This window comes from Rhodococcus sp. NPDC004095 (assembly GCF_053604015.1).
On sequence record NZ_JBSGGS010000003.1, the window covers coordinates 116,830 to 133,646 of the forward strand.

General features: G+C 69.7%; 16 protein-coding genes and 1 riboswitch. Of the genes, 8 read left to right on the forward strand and 8 right to left on the reverse strand.

Features of this window, described 5'->3' with window-relative positions; all coding sequences use genetic code 11:
- Positions 1 to 1,146 carry an isochorismate synthase gene (locus ACWEPG_RS06640; RefSeq protein ID WP_452594108.1) on the forward strand — a complete coding sequence of 382 codons (1,146 nt, stop codon included), beginning with the start codon at positions 1 to 3 and terminating at the stop codon, positions 1,144 to 1,146.
- Between the two features lie 63 nt (positions 1,147 to 1,209).
- Here the strand turns inward: ACWEPG_RS06640 and ACWEPG_RS06645 are convergent, their stop codons facing one another.
- On the reverse strand, positions 1,210 to 1,887 hold the full coding sequence (locus ACWEPG_RS06645) for an isochorismatase family protein (RefSeq protein ID WP_452594109.1): 678 nt from the start codon (positions 1,885 to 1,887) through the stop codon (positions 1,210 to 1,212).
- 48 nt (positions 1,888 to 1,935) lie between these two features.
- Entirely contained in the window at positions 1,936 to 2,709 is a 774-nt protein-coding gene (locus ACWEPG_RS06650) for an SDR family oxidoreductase (RefSeq protein ID WP_452594110.1), read from the reverse strand.
- Between the two features lie 190 nt (positions 2,710 to 2,899).
- On the opposite strand from ACWEPG_RS06650, the gene ACWEPG_RS06655 reads away from it, so the two are divergent.
- Positions 2,900 to 4,492 (forward strand): (2,3-dihydroxybenzoyl)adenylate synthase, encoded by a 1,593-nt coding sequence (locus ACWEPG_RS06655; RefSeq protein ID WP_452594255.1) that lies wholly within the window; start codon positions 2,900 to 2,902, stop codon positions 4,490 to 4,492.
- 21 nt (positions 4,493 to 4,513) lie between these two features.
- Here the strand turns inward: ACWEPG_RS06655 and ACWEPG_RS06660 are convergent, their stop codons facing one another.
- Positions 4,514 to 5,155 (reverse strand): L,D-transpeptidase family protein, encoded by a 642-nt coding sequence (locus ACWEPG_RS06660; protein WP_452594111.1) that lies wholly within the window; start codon positions 5,153 to 5,155, stop codon positions 4,514 to 4,516.
- Between the two features lie 78 nt (positions 5,156 to 5,233).
- On the opposite strand from ACWEPG_RS06660, the gene ACWEPG_RS06665 reads away from it, so the two are divergent.
- The 4 genes from ACWEPG_RS06665 (at position 5,234) to ACWEPG_RS06680 (ending at position 8,950) form a co-directional block, all read left to right on the forward strand.
- A complete protein-coding gene (locus ACWEPG_RS06665; RefSeq protein ID WP_452594112.1) occupies positions 5,234 to 5,557 on the forward strand; it encodes an aspartate/glutamate racemase family protein in 324 nt (107 codons plus the stop codon).
- Positions 5,558 to 5,795: 238 nt separating this feature from the next.
- On the forward strand, positions 5,796 to 6,263 hold the full coding sequence (locus tag ACWEPG_RS06670) for a limonene-1,2-epoxide hydrolase family protein (RefSeq protein WP_452594113.1): 468 nt from the start codon (positions 5,796 to 5,798) through the stop codon (positions 6,261 to 6,263).
- A gap of 1 nt (position 6,264) precedes the next feature.
- Positions 6,265 to 7,632 carry a lipase family protein gene (locus ACWEPG_RS06675; RefSeq protein WP_452594114.1) on the forward strand — a complete coding sequence of 456 codons (1,368 nt, stop codon included), beginning with the start codon at positions 6,265 to 6,267 and terminating at the stop codon, positions 7,630 to 7,632.
- A 61-nt stretch (positions 7,633 to 7,693) separates the two neighbouring features.
- Entirely contained in the window at positions 7,694 to 8,950 is a 1,257-nt protein-coding gene (locus ACWEPG_RS06680; protein ID WP_452594115.1) for a hypothetical protein, read from the forward strand.
- A gap of 58 nt (positions 8,951 to 9,008) precedes the next feature.
- Here the strand turns inward: ACWEPG_RS06680 and ACWEPG_RS06685 are convergent, their stop codons facing one another.
- On the reverse strand, positions 9,009 to 10,319 hold the full coding sequence (locus tag ACWEPG_RS06685; protein WP_450115828.1) for a PhoH family protein: 1,311 nt from the start codon (positions 10,317 to 10,319) through the stop codon (positions 9,009 to 9,011).
- 343 nt (positions 10,320 to 10,662) lie between these two features.
- Positions 10,663 to 11,976 (reverse strand): serine hydroxymethyltransferase, encoded by a 1,314-nt coding sequence (glyA, locus tag ACWEPG_RS06690; RefSeq protein ID WP_450132760.1) that lies wholly within the window; start codon positions 11,974 to 11,976, stop codon positions 10,663 to 10,665.
- A 194-nt stretch (positions 11,977 to 12,170) separates the two neighbouring features.
- Here glyA and ACWEPG_RS06695 point away from each other — a divergent pair, with 194 nt between their 5' ends.
- Positions 12,171 to 12,629, forward strand: coding sequence for a nuclear transport factor 2 family protein (locus ACWEPG_RS06695; RefSeq protein WP_452594116.1), 459 nt, complete (start codon positions 12,171 to 12,173; stop codon positions 12,627 to 12,629).
- Here ACWEPG_RS06695 and ACWEPG_RS06700 read toward each other — a convergent pair.
- Entirely contained in the window at positions 12,615 to 12,989 is a 375-nt protein-coding gene (locus ACWEPG_RS06700; protein WP_452594117.1) for a hypothetical protein, read from the reverse strand. The genes ACWEPG_RS06695 and ACWEPG_RS06700 overlap by 15 nt on opposite strands.
- A gap of 38 nt (positions 12,990 to 13,027) precedes the next feature.
- A riboswitch (SAM riboswitch) is annotated at positions 13,028 to 13,137 on the reverse strand.
- A gap of 29 nt (positions 13,138 to 13,166) precedes the next feature.
- Positions 13,167 to 14,396 carry a DUF885 domain-containing protein gene (locus ACWEPG_RS06705; RefSeq protein ID WP_452594118.1) on the reverse strand — a complete coding sequence of 410 codons (1,230 nt, stop codon included), beginning with the start codon at positions 14,394 to 14,396 and terminating at the stop codon, positions 13,167 to 13,169.
- A 91-nt stretch (positions 14,397 to 14,487) separates the two neighbouring features.
- Here ACWEPG_RS06705 and coaA point away from each other — a divergent pair, with 91 nt between their 5' ends.
- The gene (coaA, locus tag ACWEPG_RS06710) at positions 14,488 to 15,420 is read left to right on the forward strand and encodes a type I pantothenate kinase (protein WP_450115823.1); all 933 of its coding nucleotides are present in this window, start codon (positions 14,488 to 14,490) and stop codon (positions 15,418 to 15,420) included.
- Here coaA and ACWEPG_RS06715 read toward each other — a convergent pair.
- Positions 15,392 to 16,726 carry a flavin-containing monooxygenase gene (locus ACWEPG_RS06715; RefSeq protein ID WP_450115822.1) on the reverse strand — a complete coding sequence of 445 codons (1,335 nt, stop codon included), beginning with the start codon at positions 16,724 to 16,726 and terminating at the stop codon, positions 15,392 to 15,394. The two genes, coaA and ACWEPG_RS06715, sit on opposite strands and share 29 nt — an antisense overlap.
- Between the last annotated feature and the right edge of the window lie 91 nt (positions 16,727 to 16,817).

The following is a 16,817-nucleotide window of genomic DNA, read 5'->3' on the forward strand; positions in this document are numbered from 1 at the left end:
ATGACAACCGCCGCGGCCACGAACCCGGCCACCACACAGGACGCACCGCACCCGACCGGGCCGCATTTCGTCCTGTCCCGGCCGCACGGCACCGTCAGCGGGCACGGGGTGGCCGACACCACCATTGACCCGAACGACGCGGTGGCGCGCCTGCGCGCGGGACGGATCCCCGCGATCGTCGGGGCGCTGCCGTTCGACGTCCGCGAACCGGCCGCGCTCACCGTGCCGCACCGCCTCGCCGTCACGTCGGCGCCGCTGCCCGTCGCCCGCCCCGACGCCGCGGTGCCCGCCGTGTCGATCCGGCGCCGCGTCCCGTCCCCCGCGGACCACGCCCGTCGGGTCGCCGACACGGTCGCGCTGCTCCGCGAATCCTCGCTCCGGAAGGTCGTTCTCGCCCGTGCCGTCGAACTCGACGCCGCCGCACCGCTCGACCACACCACGATCCTCGAACGCCTCGTCGCCGCGGACCCCGCGGGGAACGGCTTCTCGGTGGACCTCAGCGCAGCCGGCGAGGCGCACCGGGGCGTGCGCCTGGTCGGGTCCAGTCCCGAGGTGCTGATCCGGCGCCGCGGCGACCTCGTCACCTGCCATCCCCTCGCCGGGTCCGCACCTCGCCATCCCGATCCGGAGATCGACGCGGCCCGCGGCCGCGCGCTGGCGGCCTCGGCCAAGGACCTCACCGAGCACGCCTACGTGATCGACTTCTTGCGCGCCGCCCTCGAGCCGCTGTGCACCGACATCGACGCCCCGCGCAGTCCGGTGCTGACCAACACGCCCCAACTGTGGCACCTCGGCACCCCCATCCGGGCGACGCTGCGCGACCGGGCCGTGGGCGCACTGGAGCTCGCGCTCGCGGTGCACCCCACGCCCGCGGTGTGCGGTACCCCGACCCCGGAGGCGATGCGCACGATCCTGGCCGTCGAGGGCAGCCGCGGTTTCTACGCCGGCACGGTCGGATGGTGCGACGCGTCCGGCGACGGCGAGTGGATGGTGACCATCCGCTGCGCACAGATCGCCGCGGACGGCCTCAGCGCCACCGCACACGCAGGCGGCGGGATCGTCGAGGCGTCCGACCCGAAGAGCGAACTCGACGAGACCACAACGAAATTCGGCACCATCATGGCGGCACTCGGCGTCACCGCCTGACCCCTCCGCGCCAGGCGGTGCCCGACCCGCCCCTCACCTTCATCCCGGCCCGACAGCCTGCGGTCAGGCGGTGGCCGACTCGGCCTCCGGATCCGCCACCGCCGTGGTCGCGTCGATCGCGGAGACCACCTCCGCCGTCGTCGGCACCCGCCCGGCCCGCTTGGCCACGTATTCGAGCGCCATCAGGTGCTCGTCGCGGGTGAAGTCGGCGGTCGCGTCCAGCACCAGGAACGGCGCGACATCGCTCATGAACGCCTCGGTGGCGCTGAGCATGCACCCCATGTGTGCGTAGACCCCGGTCACGATCAGCTGGTCACGACCGAAATGCCCCAGCAGCTGCCGGAGGTCGGTGCGCTGGAACGCGGAGTACCGCCACTTGGTGACCTGGATGTCGGACGGCCGCGGGGTGAGTTCGTCGATCACCTCGGTGTCACGACCGGTGGCCATGCCGACGCCCCAGAAGTCGGCGAGGATGCCGCGGCGGGACGGGTGCTGATCACCCGGCTGCATCGTGTAGATCACCGGGATTCCGGCGCGTGCGCAGGCATCCCGGATGGTGGCGATGTTCGCCACCACCGAGCTGATTGGCTCGGTACCCGGCTCGTACGCGTCGATGAAGTACTTCTGCATGTCGTGGATCAGCAGCGCGCAGCGCGAGGAGTCCAGCGCCCAGTCGACGCGGTCGGCGGACACTTCGTCGCGGCCCGGCAGCTGGTACGGCGCGATCGGAGGAATGGCCATCCGGTTACTCCTTTGTCGTGTTCGGTGGTCGAGTTCGGTTGTGGCGGTTCACATGTCGAGGGTGGCGCCGCCGTCGACCCGAAGATCGTGCAGCGTCACGTGCCGGGCGGCGTCCGAGCAGAGGAACAGCACCGTCTGCGCGATGTCCTCCGGCTGCGCGAGGCGACCGAGAGGTATCCCGAGCCGGAACGCGGACGCGTCACCGGCGATCACGGCGGCGGATTCGTCCTCGCGCGACCACATGCCGCGCAGCATCGGGGTGTCGGTTGAACCGGGAGAGACGATGTTGCACCGGACTCCGTGCGGCGCGAGCTCGAGACCGAGGCTGCGCAGGTAGGCCGTCGCCGCGGCCTTCGACGCGCCGTAGGCGGCCATCGAGGTGCGCGGGGTCGGTGCGGCGTTCGAGGAGACCCCGACGATCACGCCCGGCTGCGCGCCCGCGTCGGCGGCGGCCACGAAACGCCGGGCCGCTTCGCCGGCGACATTGCGGGTGCCGGTCGCGTTGACCGCCATGCAGATGTCCCAGTCGTCGCCGCGGTCCAGCCCGGAGCCGGTGCGCAGGACGCCGGCGGCGTGGACCAGAATGGAGACCGGCCCGATCGCGTCCTCGGTCGTGGTGAATCCGGCGGCGACCGCGTCGGCGTCGGTCACGTCGACGGCGAGGACCCCGCCCGTGCGCAGGTCGGCCTGCTCGTCACCGGCGAGGTCCCACCGTGCCACGGTCGCGCCGGCCTGCTCGAACACCCGCGCCACGGCGGCCCCGATGCCACCCGCGGCGCCCGTCACGAGCACGGACCGTCCGGTCACTCCATCCACCACCATGAGCCTAGGCTATCCTTAGCTTCGCTTTGCCGCGCACGCGGTGTGCGCTTCGCGAGATGGGAGTCCAGTGGTGTCGGTGTCCTCACGGGGTCCGGTCGAGTTCACGCCGTGGCCCGGCGAGGAGGCGAGCCGCTTCCGCGACAACGGCATCTGGGCCGGGCGGACATTCGATCGGGTCCTGCGCGACACGGTGGCCGCGCGCGGCGACGCCGTCGCGGTGATCGACGCCGAGACGTCCTGGACGTACACCGAACTCGACGCCCGGGTGGACGCCCTGGCCGCCGGGCTCGCCGACCTCGGCGTCGTTCCACGCGACCGGGTGATGGTGCAGCTGCCGAACCGGGCCGAGTACGTCGCGACGGTCTTCGCCCTGTTCCGGATCGGCGCACTACCGGTGTTCTGCCTGCCCGCGCATCGCTCCGCGGAACTGACCGCGCTGGCAGCGGCCTCCGAGGCCGTCGCGATCGTCGTCGCCCACCACCACGAGGGCTTCGACCACGCGGCGCTCGCCGCCGAAGTCGCGGCCGCCTCGCCCTCGCTGCGCATCGTCGTCTGCGTGCCCGATGCGGGCGCCACGGCACCGGAGGGAACGGTGGCCTTCGGCGACCTCCGCGGCGAGCCGCGCATCGAACACCGCGGCGAGCCGCGCATTCAACACCGCGGCGAGCCGCGCATCCAACAGCACGGCGAGCCGCGCGAGTTCCCGGCGGTCGATCCCGGTGCGGTGGCGTTCCTGCAGCTGTCGGGCGGCAGCACGGGAATCCCGAAGCTGATCCCCCGCACCCACGACGACTACCTCTACAGCGTGGTGCGCAGCAACGAGCTGTGCGGCGTCACCGAGGACACCGTGTACATGGCGACTCTGCCTGTCGCGCACAACTTCCCGATGAGTTCCCCGGGCATCCTCGGCGCGGTCGCGGCCGGTGGGACGATCGCGTTGACGCCGTCGCCCAGCCCGTCCGCGGCGTTCGCGATGATCGAACGAGCCGGCGTGACGATGACCGGACTGGTGCCGCCACTGGCCCGGCTGTGGACCGAGGCCGCTGAACGCGGCCACCCGCACGACATCTCCACCCTGGCCACCGTCCAGGTCGGCGGGGCGCGCTGCCCCGACGAGTTGGCCGCCCGGATCGGACCTGCGCTCGGCGCCCGGTTGCAGCAGGTGTTCGGGATGGCGGAGGGCCTCGTCTGCTACACCCGGCTCGACGATCCCGACGAGGTGGTGACCACCACCCAGGGCCGGCCGATGTCGCCGTTCGACCGGATCCGTGTGGTGGACGAGAACGACGAGGATGTCCCCGCCGGCACCGAGGGCGCACTACTGACCAAGGGCCCCTATACAATTCGCGGCTACTACCGCAATTCCGACGCCAACGCCCGGTCGTTCACCGCCGACGGCTGGTACCGCACCGGCGATGTGGTCCGTGTCGACGCGGGCGGGAACATCACCGTCTGCGGCCGCGCGGTGGACCGGATCAACCGGGGCGGAGAGAAGGTGTCCGCGGAGGAGGTCGAGGAGCACCTGCTGGCACATCCGGCGGTGCGGGACGCGGTGGTCGTCGCGATACCCGACGAGTATCTCGGCGAGCGCACGTGCGCGTTCGTGCTCGCCGCCGACGAGGCGAATCCGCCGAAGACCGGGCAGATCCGGGCGTTCGTGCGCGAACGCGGGCTCGCGGCGTGGAAGATCCCCGACAAGGTGCAGGTGCTGGAGTCGTTCCCGGAGACCGGCGTCGGCAAGACCAGCCGCAAGGAACTGCGGCGGGTGCTCAGCGCCCGCTGAGCACCCCGGCTTCCTGCGCGGTCACGCCTCGATGGCGATGACCGCACCGGGCTGCAGCCATCGGATCAGCCAGACCAGCGCGGCCTCGTCGATCGCGACGCAGCCCTCGGTGGGCTGACCGTTGGCGACGTGCAGGAAGAACGCGCCGCCGTCGCCGGGGATCCGGTTCTTGTTGACGCCCATCACCACCGCGTACCGGTAGGCCGGGATCTGCAGTTGCTCGGCGGAGTCCTCGTCGAACGCGCAGGTGCCGGGCACGCAGACCTGATGGGTGTTGTAGGTCGGACTGTCCGGGTCGCCGTCCCACCAGTCGTCGGGGCCGACGGTGCGGTATGGGAGCCCACCGCCGGGGAACGGGGCCGTGCCGAACGCCTCGTCGAGCGTGAACACACCGGTCGGGGTGGCGGGGATGCCGTCCCGGGCGCGGTCGGCGAACCCGTCCGCGCCGACGGTCGCGGGCAGCGCCGGGGAGACACGGTGCCAGCCGACCGGGGACCGCTGCCACGCCTCGACCGTCGCCTGCGAGCCACCTGTGCCGCCCACCGCGACCACCTGGCTGGCACCGCCGACCCGATCCGCGAACCAGGGCCCCTGCGCGGCCGCCATCGGCGCCGTCAGCAGGGCGAGCACCGTCGCCACAACGGTCGAGAGTATGACGTACATCACACTGCGCACACCACATCCTGACCGGCGGGCATCACGTCGTCAAACGCTGCAGCGATTCGGCGCTACGACAACCTGTTGATCGAGTTGTTCGTGGTCGAGGCCGGCATCGGCGCGGAGGCCGAGGGCTACGATGCCGTGTGCATCGACACCGCATCGGATTCGGTTGTGGCCGTATTTCGTTCACGACTGTCGATCCCGGCATCAGTCCCGGGTCAGGTCGCCGCCCACGTGGCGAGCCTGCGTGGCCGGCGCTTTTCGATCGTCAGCACGTTCGAGCGGTGGGCGGACAACTGCCGCAAGAACCTGGTCACCTACGCGATGTCCCACAAGGTCGCCTCGATCCGATCGCTGTCCTCCGAGACTCCCGACCGTATCGAGTGCGACCGGCCGCCGACCTAGTTCTGTGCCGGGCTTCGAGCCGGCTGCGGTCACCGTGCACGGGAGTGCAGCCCACCCCCGGGGCTCCCTGGGTGATGGGGAGGCACCTGACCACTGACGTGCGTGTGGTCGCACGGCTCGCACGGTTGCCCGTCCCTCGGGATCGACGGGACGGGCAACCGAATTCGGCCACGAATGCGGGGATCGCCTGGAAGGATCTGCTCCGCAACCCGACACCCGATCCGCTCCGGAGGCCGGCATGGACTCACCAGCACTCGACAGCACCGACGGGGTCGCGGTCGTCGAGACCTTCCTCACCGACCTCGCCCACGGCGACGCCGACGCGGCACTGGCGCTGATCGCCGACGACATCGAGTGGACCAACGTCGGGTTTCCCTCCCTTCGCGGCGCTCGCCTGGTCGGGCGGTCCATCCGCTCGATGAACAGCCCGTGGCTGAAGTTCGACGCGATCATGCACAACATCGCCGCGACCGACGGCGTGGTGCTGACCGAGCGCACCGACCTGCTGACCGTCGGACCGGTGAGCATCGAATTCTGGGTCTGCGGCACGTTCGAACTGCGCGACGGGAAGATCACGGTCTGGCGCGACTACTTCAGCGTCCGCGACCTCGCTCGCGGCACCGCTGTCGGCATCGTCCGGGCGGCACTCGGCCGCCGCGGCGGCCGCTCGCACGGGTACCTGGGTCGAGCGGACACAGGGCGATAGGGTGAGCCGGCACTGCACGGGGGGCCGTGCCGTTCGCCGCATCGCGGTTGCCGCTGCCGCCGCTGCAACACTGATCACAGCGGCGGTTCCCGCGGCCGCGCAGGTCGCCCCGACCGGCGGCGTTCCGCTCGACGTGCCGACACCGGACGAGGTCTTCAACGGCTTCACCCTCGGAACGCTCCGGCACGGTGCGCTCGCGACGCCGCAGGAGAACTTCGACGGCCTGTTCGCGTCCGATCCGTTCTTCGTCGAGCCCGAACTGCTCGGCACCGAAACACCGGGCACACTACTCAAAGCCGAGCCGTTCGACGTGCTCTTCAGCGGCGTCCAGCCGGGGAACATCGCCGCGTGGAAGACGATGTATGTCACCGAGACCCTCGAGGGCGAACTCGATGTCTCCACCGGCGTCGTCATGCTTCCGGAGGACGGCCGCGACAACCGCACGCGGTCGATCGTCGCGTACCAGGAGGCAAACGACTCCGTCGGAGCTGGCTGTCATCCGTCGACCCAATGGTCGGGCGGTGCATTCAGCGAGGCCTCGGCCTGGTCCGCCCTGGGTCCACTTGCACTGATGTGGGGTCGCGGGCTGGGCGTGGTGATCTCCGACATCGGCAACGACGCCGACCCGAATCCGCACGGGGTGTTCGCCGGACGCTACGCGGCCATGGCGCTGCTCAACGGCGTTCGCGCCGCGTACCAGGTTTCGGACGCCTCCCTGAATCCGGCCAATCCGGTCGGCATATTCGGCATCGCCGGCGGCGGCGTTGGTGGGGGCTTCGCCGCCGAGTACCAGCCCTGGTACGCGCCGGAGATCAACCTTCGGGCCACGGTCCTCGAAGCGATGGCGGCCGATCAGCGCAACTTCGTCAGGTTCGCGTCCGGCGGCCTCGGGTCGGGATTCGTCCTGGCCACGTTGCTCGGCTTGGAAGCGAAGTACCCACAGATGCAGATCGACGAGAAGCTCACGCCCGCAGGCAAGGTCCTTGCCGACACGTTCCGCGGTAGCTGCCAGGTTCTCTACTTCGCGACACCGTTCCTGCCGACGCAGGCGCTCTTCAGGTCGGGTGAGCATCCCGCGGACATCGCGGACTTCCTGCCGGTCTACGCCGACAACAGGCTCGGCGACGGTGGCGCACCGACGTCGAAGGTCCTCGTCAGCTCGTGCGCCGACGACGACTCGTTCATGGTGGTGACACCGGCGTCGGACTCCCGAGATCTCGTCGACCGGTACCGCGCGGGAGGAGCCGACGTGCGATACCACCCCCTCGAGTGCGGCACGGACGTATTGCTCACCGACCCCTACCGATGGGGCACCGAGTTGTTCGGCATGCACACCGTCGACTGGCTCGCCACCGAACTCGGGTCCTGACAACCATTGCCCCAAAACGACTTCCGCGGTCGACCGCTGCCGACGAACCGAAAGGAATCGTATGCCGCTCCCTCGCGTGTCCGCCCGAGTCGTCGCCGGACTGTTCGCGCCCGCGATCGTCGCCTGCTCGATCGCGCTCCCCCCGCAGGCGGGCGCGGACGACGTCTCGCAGTACCTGAACCTGCCGATGCTGAACCGCACGTTCGACCGCGGCCCGGGCGGGGTCAACCCGCAACTACCGACCGACGTCGGCGCACTGGCGGCCCTCGTCGACGCGGCGCGGTCGTCCGGCAGGCCCGCGAGCTCGTACGCGGGGCTGCTGCTCCAGTACCGGCTGGCGCAGGCCACCACCGACGCCGGCATCGACCTCGCCGGATGGGACCCGGCTCGAGGCTTCCCGATGAACCGCTCCAACATGATCCGGTCCTACCGGTACTACGAGGACTTCCAGCTCGCCCACCGCGAGCTGCAGTGGGCGGGCATGGGCGGACAGGTCGGCGCCGACTTCGGCGGTGGCATCGCCGACATCGACCTGGTCTCCGACATCTACAGTCTCCCAGGGTTGCAGCAGATGGCGAGCACGGTGATCAACCAGGCCGTCGCGGTGGCCGGGCCGCAGGTCGTCGACCGGTTGCCACAGGGGTTGCGCGATCTCGCGAACTCGGCCGGCAGGATCACCCCGACCGACCTGCGCTGGTTCACCGAGCAGGTCGTGGTGATGCAGAAGGCGATCTTCGCCGACCTGATGCCCATGCACTACGCCTACACCCACGACGGTCTCGCCGGGATCGACGAGTTCCACGACGCCGGGCTGATCCCGGAGGACGTCCGCGAGGCGTGGTACGCCATCGCCTCCGGGGAACCCGACCGCGTCGCGGACGGCAACATGAGCCTGCTGCGGCGTGAACAGCGAGATGTCGTCGGCGCCAAGTGGGACGAGGTCCGTGCCTACGGCGCCGGCGTCGGCAGCGCACTGACCTATGTGATGACGCTCGCCGGGTCCCCCTCGGTGGCGGGAGTGCCACCGCTGCGCAGCCACCGGTCGATCGAAGTCGAGACAACCCTCCCCGACGGGCGAACCGCCACGCTGCACACTCCGCTGCCCGGCTGGGACTGGTCGGTCTACGACCAGCGCTGGCGGTACGTCAGCACCGAACTGCTGCCGCGGTACCGGAACATGGTCGAGAACGACTGGCCTGCACTGGAGAGGATCCTGCGCACCCCGTACGACGTCCAGTTCGAGACCGGTCGCGCGACGTCCCGGATCCCGGTGATCCTCGCCGACGTGGCGGCAGCCACGTACGTCACCATCGGCTGACCACCGGCCCGGGCTCGTGCGGGGCATGTCGCCGGTACCCGCACGAGCCCGGCATGCTCTACGGCGTCGGCCCGAACTCCTCGAGCATCTCGGTGACGAGTGCCGCGATCGGGGAGCGTTCGCTTCGGGTCAGGGTGATGTGCGCGAAAAGCGGGTGCCCCTTGAGCTTTTCGATCACCGCAGCCACACCGTCGTGCCTGCCGACCCGCAGGTTGTCGCGTTGTGCGACGTCGTGGGTGAGCACCACTCTCGATCCGCTGCCGAGCCGGGACAGGACGGTGAGCAGCACGTTGCGTTCGAGCGACTGGGCCTCGTCGACGATCACGAACGAGTCGTGCAGCGACCGTCCACGAATGTGGGTGAGCGGCAGCACTTCCAGCATTCCGCGGCCGATGACCTCGTCCATCACCTCGGGGCTGGCGAGGCCGTCGAGGGTGTCGAAGACGGCCTGCCCCCACGGGCCCATCTTCTCGCTCTCACTACCCGGCAGGTAGCCGAGATCCTGACCGCCGACCGCGTACAGCGGCCGGAACACCACGACCTTGCGGTGCGTGCGGCGTTCGAGCACCGCTTCCAGGCCGGCGGTCAGGGCGAGCGCCGACTTGCCGGTGCCCGCCTTGCCGCCGAGTGAGACGATTCCGACGCTCTCGTCGAGCAGCAGGTCCAGCGCGATCCGCTGTTCGGCGGAGCGCCCGTGCAGGCCGAACGCCTCCCGCTCCCCCCGCACCAGCTGCACCCGCTTGTCCGGGGTGACCCGGCCCAGAGCGCTCGATCGGCCACCGAGGAGACGGATCCCTGTGTGGCACGGAAACTCCCGCGCCTCGTCGAGGTCGACAACCCCTTCCGCGAACAGCTCGTCGATGCGCTCGGAGGCGACGTCGAGTTCGGCCATCCCGGTCCACCCGGAGGGCACCACGTCCTGTGCGTGGTACTCGTCTGCCGGCAGCCCTACGGCACCGGCCTTGACGCGCAACGGGATGTCCTTGCTGACCAGCACCACGTCGCGCCCCTCGGCGGCCAGGTTCAGTGCGCAGGCCAGGATCCGGGAGTCGTTCGAGTCGGTGCGGAAGCCGACCGGCAGCACGCTCGGGTCGGTGTGATTCAGTTCGACCTGCAGGGTGCCGCCGTCGGTGCCGATCGGCACCGGTTGGTCCAGCCGACCGTGCTCGAGTCTGAGATCGTCGAGCATCCGAAGCGCCTCGCGCGCAAACCATCCCAGCTCGTGGTGGTGGCGCTTGCCCTCCAGTTCACTGATCACGACCAGCGGCATGATCACGTCGTGCTCGGCGAACCGGGTGACGGCCCACGGATCGGAGAGCAGGACCGAGGTGTCGAGGACGTAGGTGCGGACGGAGCGGTTTGCGGTCACGGTGGCTCCTACACCTGCACGGCGCCCGCGCAGGCGGCGGTTCGCTGGGCCGGTCGGTCCGGGTGGGTCTGCGACCCACGGGGACCGGGCGCCGGTCCCCTCGCCCTGAACGAAGTCAGTCACGACTCGAACCTCCCGGACGGGCAACTTCCCCTGTCACCCGTTGAACGGAACGCTACGTCCAACTCACACGCCCGTGCGGCAGCAACACGGTGAACGTTGGGTTAAGCGGGCCCCCGGATCACCGGGCCCGTCCGGCGACGGCTCCGGAACTCGACGCATCCCCACGGAACGCCGAAACGGCCCACACCCCGAGGGGTGCGGGCCGTTTCGGCGGTGACAACTAGACGTTCTTGGAGAGCATGCCCCAGTCCTCGAGCCCGTCGTAGAGCGGGAAGTCGAGGGCCAGCTTGGACACCCGCGCGCGCAGGGCGGTGATGTCGGAGTCCTGACCGTTCGCGAGGGCGGTGGCGATGATGTCGGCGACCTCGGCGAACTCGGCATCGCCGAAGCCACGGGTGGCCAGCGCCGGGGTGCCGATTCGCAGGCCCGACGGGTTCATCGGCGGGCGCGGGTCGAACGGCACGGCGTTGCGGTTGACGGTGATGCCGATCTCGTGGAGCAGGTCCTCGCCCTGCTGGCCGTCGAGCTCGGAGTTGCGCAGGTCCACCAGCACCAGGTGCACGTCGGTGCCGCCGGTGAGGACGGAGATGCCGTTACCGGCGACGTCGGAACCACCGAGACGCTCGGCGAGGATCTTCGCGCCGGCGAGGGTGCGCTCCTGCCGGTTCTTGAACTCCTCGGTGCCTGCGATCTTCATCGCGACGGCCTTCGCGGCGATCGCGTGCATCAGCGGCCCGCCCTGCTGGCCGGGGAACACCGCGGAGTTCAGCTTCTTGGCCCACTCCTGCTTGGCGAGGATCATGCCCGAGCGCGGACCGCCGAGGGTCTTGTGGACGGTGGTGGAGACGACGTCGGCGTGCGGCACCGGCGACGGGTGCAGACCGGCGGCGACGAGGCCGGCGAAGTGCGCCATGTCGACCCACAGCTTGGCGTCGATCTCGTCCGCGATCGACCGGAACGCCGCGAAGTCGAGGTGCCGCGGGTAGGCGGACCAGCCTGCGATCAGGACCTGGGGACGCTCGGCGAGGGCGATCTCGCGGACCTTGTCCATGTCGACGACGTGGGTGTCCTCGCGGACGCCGTACGACGCGACCTGGTACAGCTTGCCGGAGAAGTTGAGCTTCATGCCGTGCGTGAGGTGACCGCCGTGCGCGAGGTCCATGCCGAGCAGCTTCTCGCCCGGGTTCATCAGCGCCATCAGCACCGCGGCGTTGGCCTGCGCGCCGGCATGCGGCTGCACGTTCGCGAACTCCGCACCGAAGACGGCCTTGGCGCGCTCACGCGCGAGGTTCTCGACGACGTCGACGTGCTCGCAGCCGCCGTAGTAGCGGCGGCCGGGGTAGCCCTCGGCGTACTTGTTGGTCAGCACGCTGCCCTGGGCCTGCAGCACCGCGCGGGGAACGAAGTTCTCCGAGGCGATCATTTCCAGGGTGTCGCGCTGACGGGCCAGCTCACCGTTCATTGCCGCGGCGACCTCGGGGTCGAGTTCGGCGAGCGAAGCGTTGTTCACGTCGGTGCTGGGCACAGCGGTCATCGAGGGATCTCCAAGCGAAAGGCCGGGCAGGGGCAGGTCTCATTGTAGGGCCAGGTCAGTGACCCCCAACCACGGGTTCCCGGGAACGAGACCCGCGGCACCGTCCCGATCGCCGGGACGGGCCGCCGGCACCGGCACGGCCGCGGTTAACGTCCACGGCGATCCCACCCGCCACCAACCTCGGGAGCACACGGATGACCCTCGACGATCTGCTCGCCGAACGCGCGATCACCCGCGCCCTGACCTTGATCGCCCGTGCGATGGACGACCGCGCCTGGGAGGCCCTCGACCACCTGGTCCTCCCGGACGCGACCGCGAACCTGGGCACCGGCGAGCTGGATGGTCGCGTCGAGATGGTCTCAAGCATCCGGTCGTTCCTGGACGCCTGCGGGCCGACGCAGCACCTGCTCGGCAATGTCGTCGTCGACGTCGACGGGGACACCGCGACCAGCCGCGCGTACGTCTCGGATCTGCACCTCGGAACCGGTGAGCGCGCGGGCGTGACCTTCCAGACCCTCGGCGACTACCACGACACCTGGATCCGGCGCGGCGACGCGTGGCTGCTGGCCCGCCGCGTCAAACTCTCCCGCGGGCACGTCGGATCCTTCGCCGTCCTCGGCCCCGGCCCCGAGGGCTGGTCACCGCGCGGCTGAGGGCGCCACCCGCGACGCTCCACAGACGGCGGCCTGCTGCGGAGCGGCGAGGTTGAACAGGAGGTTCCCTCCGGGGCCGGACGGCACCGCCAGCGCGTGCCACCCCAACTTCCAGCGGGCGAAGCCGCCGGTGCGCCGCAGCGCGGCCGCGAGTCGACGCGCGTCGTGGTGCCAGCGAACCACCACTTCGTCGGGCCATTCCAGTCGGATCAGACCGTCGGACTGCACCACGGCGAGGACGTCGATCGACCGCTCGTCCTCCCAGCTCTTGCGGGCGTGGATGAAGTGCACCTGGTGACCGGGCCCGTAGCTGGTGCAGCGGTGGTCGACGGCCGGAACGTCGTTGGACGGATGGGGCATGTGAAACTCCCGAGTTCCTCGGGCCTCCCGGAATCCCGGGGGCGCTCGTGCCGGCACCGGTCGGTGTCGGCCACTTCGTCACCCGAGCCACCCGCGAGCGTGGGGTTGGCGGCCGTCCAGTCGGGGCTTGGCGACGGCACTCGTGAAGCGGCCCCAGTGTATGCGACCGAACCCCGGTCAGCGCAAACCGGACGGGATGAGCGGCTCGTCGAGCAGCCGCCGGAACCGTTCGGAGCGCTCCTCGGCGTTCCCGCCGCGGTCGAGCCACGATCCGAGCAGGCGATACCCCTCCACATAGGTGGAGGTGTAGGCCCGCCACAACGGCGACGACAGGAACCGCAGGGACTGCCGGGCCCGTTCCGGGGTGGTGAGGTTCCACGTCTGCAGGAACTGCGCGACGTCGTCGTGCGAACGACCCCGATCGTGCAGCAGCAGCGCCGCGTCCTGCCGCACCCCGAGCAGCTTCGAGGACGCGTTCGACAGCGCCTCCGCACGCTCGCCGTCGAACCGCAGCCCGAGGTCGGCGTAGATCTCCTGCGCCCACTTCCCCCATCCCTGCCCCTGGGTCACCCCGCCGGCTCCGCTCCCGCGCCCGACGATCGCACCGAGCGCGAGGTCCGCGAGCCCCTCCGCCATCAGGCACTGTGGGGTGTTGACCAGGAAGATGGTGTGTTCGATCTGGCCGGCGTCGACCAGGCCTGCTTCCTTGCGGCAGTGCTCGGTGTGGTGTCCCGGGTATGCCTCGTGCGCGATCAGATGCGGCAGATTCGCCATGTGCTGCTTGAGGTCCGAGTTGATCGCGACCTTGGACCGGTAGTTGCCGAGGTAGTAGTTGAAGCCCGACCAGGGCTTGTCGCCGACCACCTCGTACTCGACGCGTTCGGTCTCCGGGAGCGGGTAGCGGGCCCGCACCAGGTCGCGCAGTGCGGACGAGAACGCCTCGACACAGTCGGCGAGCCGTTCCGGTGGGATCTCGTCGGCCGCACGGTGCGCCTGAAGTCGCTGGGCCAGCGGCTGGTTCCCGTCACCGGCGAGCACCTCGTCCATCGCCCGGTGCGCGTCCCGGTAGTCCTCGACCGACCCCGGTTCGATCCGCACGTCGAAGTAGGCGTGAACCTCGTCGACGAAGCCGATCTTCTCCCCCGCGAACGTGCGGGCCGAGCATTCGAGTGCGCGCAGATGGACGTCGAGGAACTCCGCGCGATCGGCTGGCAGGTCTACGTTCGGCAGTTCACCCCGCAGGTGCGCGGCGCGGCGGGCCAGTTCGCGGGGCTCGGGAGGCGGCGCGTTGTCCACCTGACGCCGCAACGCCGGGTCACCGGTGAAGGCGTCGACGAACCCCTCCTCGATGCGATCGAAACCGAGTCCGAGCAGCAGATACTCGCGTACGAAGGTGGCGGCGTCCATACCTGTGAACCCTAGTGTCCGGACCCGGCGCGGCGCTCCGGTGTGGGGACGCGCACAATTCCCCTATGCAGATCGAGGCCGGGACGCGCGCATGGCGAGGGTGAGCGAAAGCAGCCCGTACGTCGAATTCGACCGAAAGCAGTGGCGGACACTGCGCAAGTCGACACCGCTCGTGCTCACGGAGGAAGAGCTCCAGGGCATGCGCGGCCTCGGCGAGCAGATCGACCTCGACGAGGTCGCCGAGGTGTACCTGCCGCTGTCCCGGCTGATCCACCTGCAGGTCGCCGCCCGGCAGCGCCTGTTCGCCGCGACCGCGACGTTCCTCGGCGAGAAGCACCCGGACCGTCAGGTGCCGTTCGTGATCGGGGTGGCCGGGTCGGTCGCGGTCGGCAAGTCCACCACCGCCCGCGTCCTGCAGGCCCTGCTCGCCCGCTGGGACCACCACCCTCGGGTGGACCTGGTGACCACCGACGGGTTCCTCTACCCGACAGCAGAACTGACCCGGCGCGGCATCATGCACCGCAAGGGTTTTCCGGAGAGCTATGACCGACGCAAGTTGCTCCGCTTCGTCACCGAGGTCAAGTCGGGGGCGGAAGAGGTTGCCGCGCCGGTCTATTCGCACCGATCCTACGACGTGGTGCCCGGCCAGTACCACCTGATCCGCCAGCCCGACATCCTGATCCTGGAGGGACTGAACGTCCTGCAGACCGGGCCCCGGCTGATGGTCTCGGACCTGTTCGACTTCTCGATCTACGTCGACGCGAAGGTGGAGGACATCGAGCGCTGGTACATCAAACGATTCCTGGCGCTGCGCAAGACGGCGTTCGCGGACCCGAACGCCCACTTCCACCACTACTCGAACCTGTCCGACGCACACGCGACGATCGCTGCCGAGGACATCTGGAACTCGATCAACCGGCCGAACCTGGTGGAGAACATCCTGCCGACCCGCCCCCGCGCAACCCTGGTGCTGCGCAAGGACGCCGACCACTCCATCAACCGGCTACGACTGCGGAAGCTCTGACCCGCTTCCGGCCGGCGTCGATCTCCTTCGTCAGGTCACGAACGTAGCGAGCGAAGTCGACCTGAATGGTGTGCCGCGGCGCCTGGTAGTACTGGGCGAGGCTGGCACCCTCGTCGGCCTCGACGATCCGGTTCATCTCGGCGACGGAGGGCAACGCGTATGTGCCGGCCAGGATTCCGGCGACGAGTTTGCTCTGCTGCTCGGCGAGGTTGACGATCGTCGGCGATGCCTGCGCCAGCCCCATGAAGAACAGGTTGTCCACCCCGGGCCGCACGATCCGCTTGAACAGCGGGAAGCGGTGCCGCGCATCGGGTTGCAGCGCCGGATCGTCGAAGAACGGGAAGCTCATCTGGTACCCGGTCGCGCAGATGATCACATCGGCGGGGATCCGGCGTCCGTCGACGAGCCGCACGTGGTCACCGTCGAGGGCCTCGATCGCCGGGACGCAGGTCAGGTCCCCCGAGCCCGCCTTGGCGAGGAAGTCGACGCTGACCGACGGGTGCGCACCGAGCGGCTCGTGGTCGGGCGTGGGCAGACCGTAGTCCTCCATCCGGCCGAGCGACTTCTTGATCTTCCTGCGCGCGATGGACAGTCCGAGCTTGCGCGGCATCCACGGCGGCATCATCATCTTGTCCGCCGGCTTGCCCTCGCGGTACTTGCTCAGCACCCACACCCCGCGGCGGGCCGAGACCCAGACGTGCTCGGCGATCGAACGATGTGAAAGTTCGGACGCGATGTCCAGTGCCGAATTCCCCAGTCCGACGACGACGACCTTCTTGCCGCGCATGTCCACGGGGTCGAACGGGCTCCGGTACTGGTGACTGTGCATGATCGTCCCGGCGAACCGACCGGGGTAGTCCGGCATCCGCGGGTCCCAGTGGTGACCGTTGGCCACGACGAGCGCCTCGTAGGACCGGCTCTCACCGTTGTCGAGGGTGACCGTCCAGGTGCCGTCCGCCTGCCTGCGGGCCGACTCGACCCGGGTGTTGAACGTGATGGTCTCACGCAGACCGAAATAGTCGACGTAATCCCGGAAGTAGCCGTGCATCAGCGTGTGGTGCGGGAAGTGCGGCCAGTCCTCGGGGACCGGGAAGTCCTCGAACTGAAGTCGGGTGGAGGACGTGTCGATGTGCAGGCTCTCGTAGCAGGCCGAGCGGCCCGTGGGATTCCGGTAGTACCAGTTGCCACCGACCTCGTCCGACTCCTCGAAGCAGTCGTAGGAGATGCCGTGGTCCTTGAGCCGTTTGGCCGTGGTGAAGCCGGAGCAGCCGGCACCGATGATGCACACCCTGGGCATTGCCGCCATGAAATTCCCTCCCTGGAACCCCGTGCCGTTCGTGAACCTGCGACGATCAGGACCGGTGGTACCCGAGGGCCTGTGATCTGCGCCATACAAG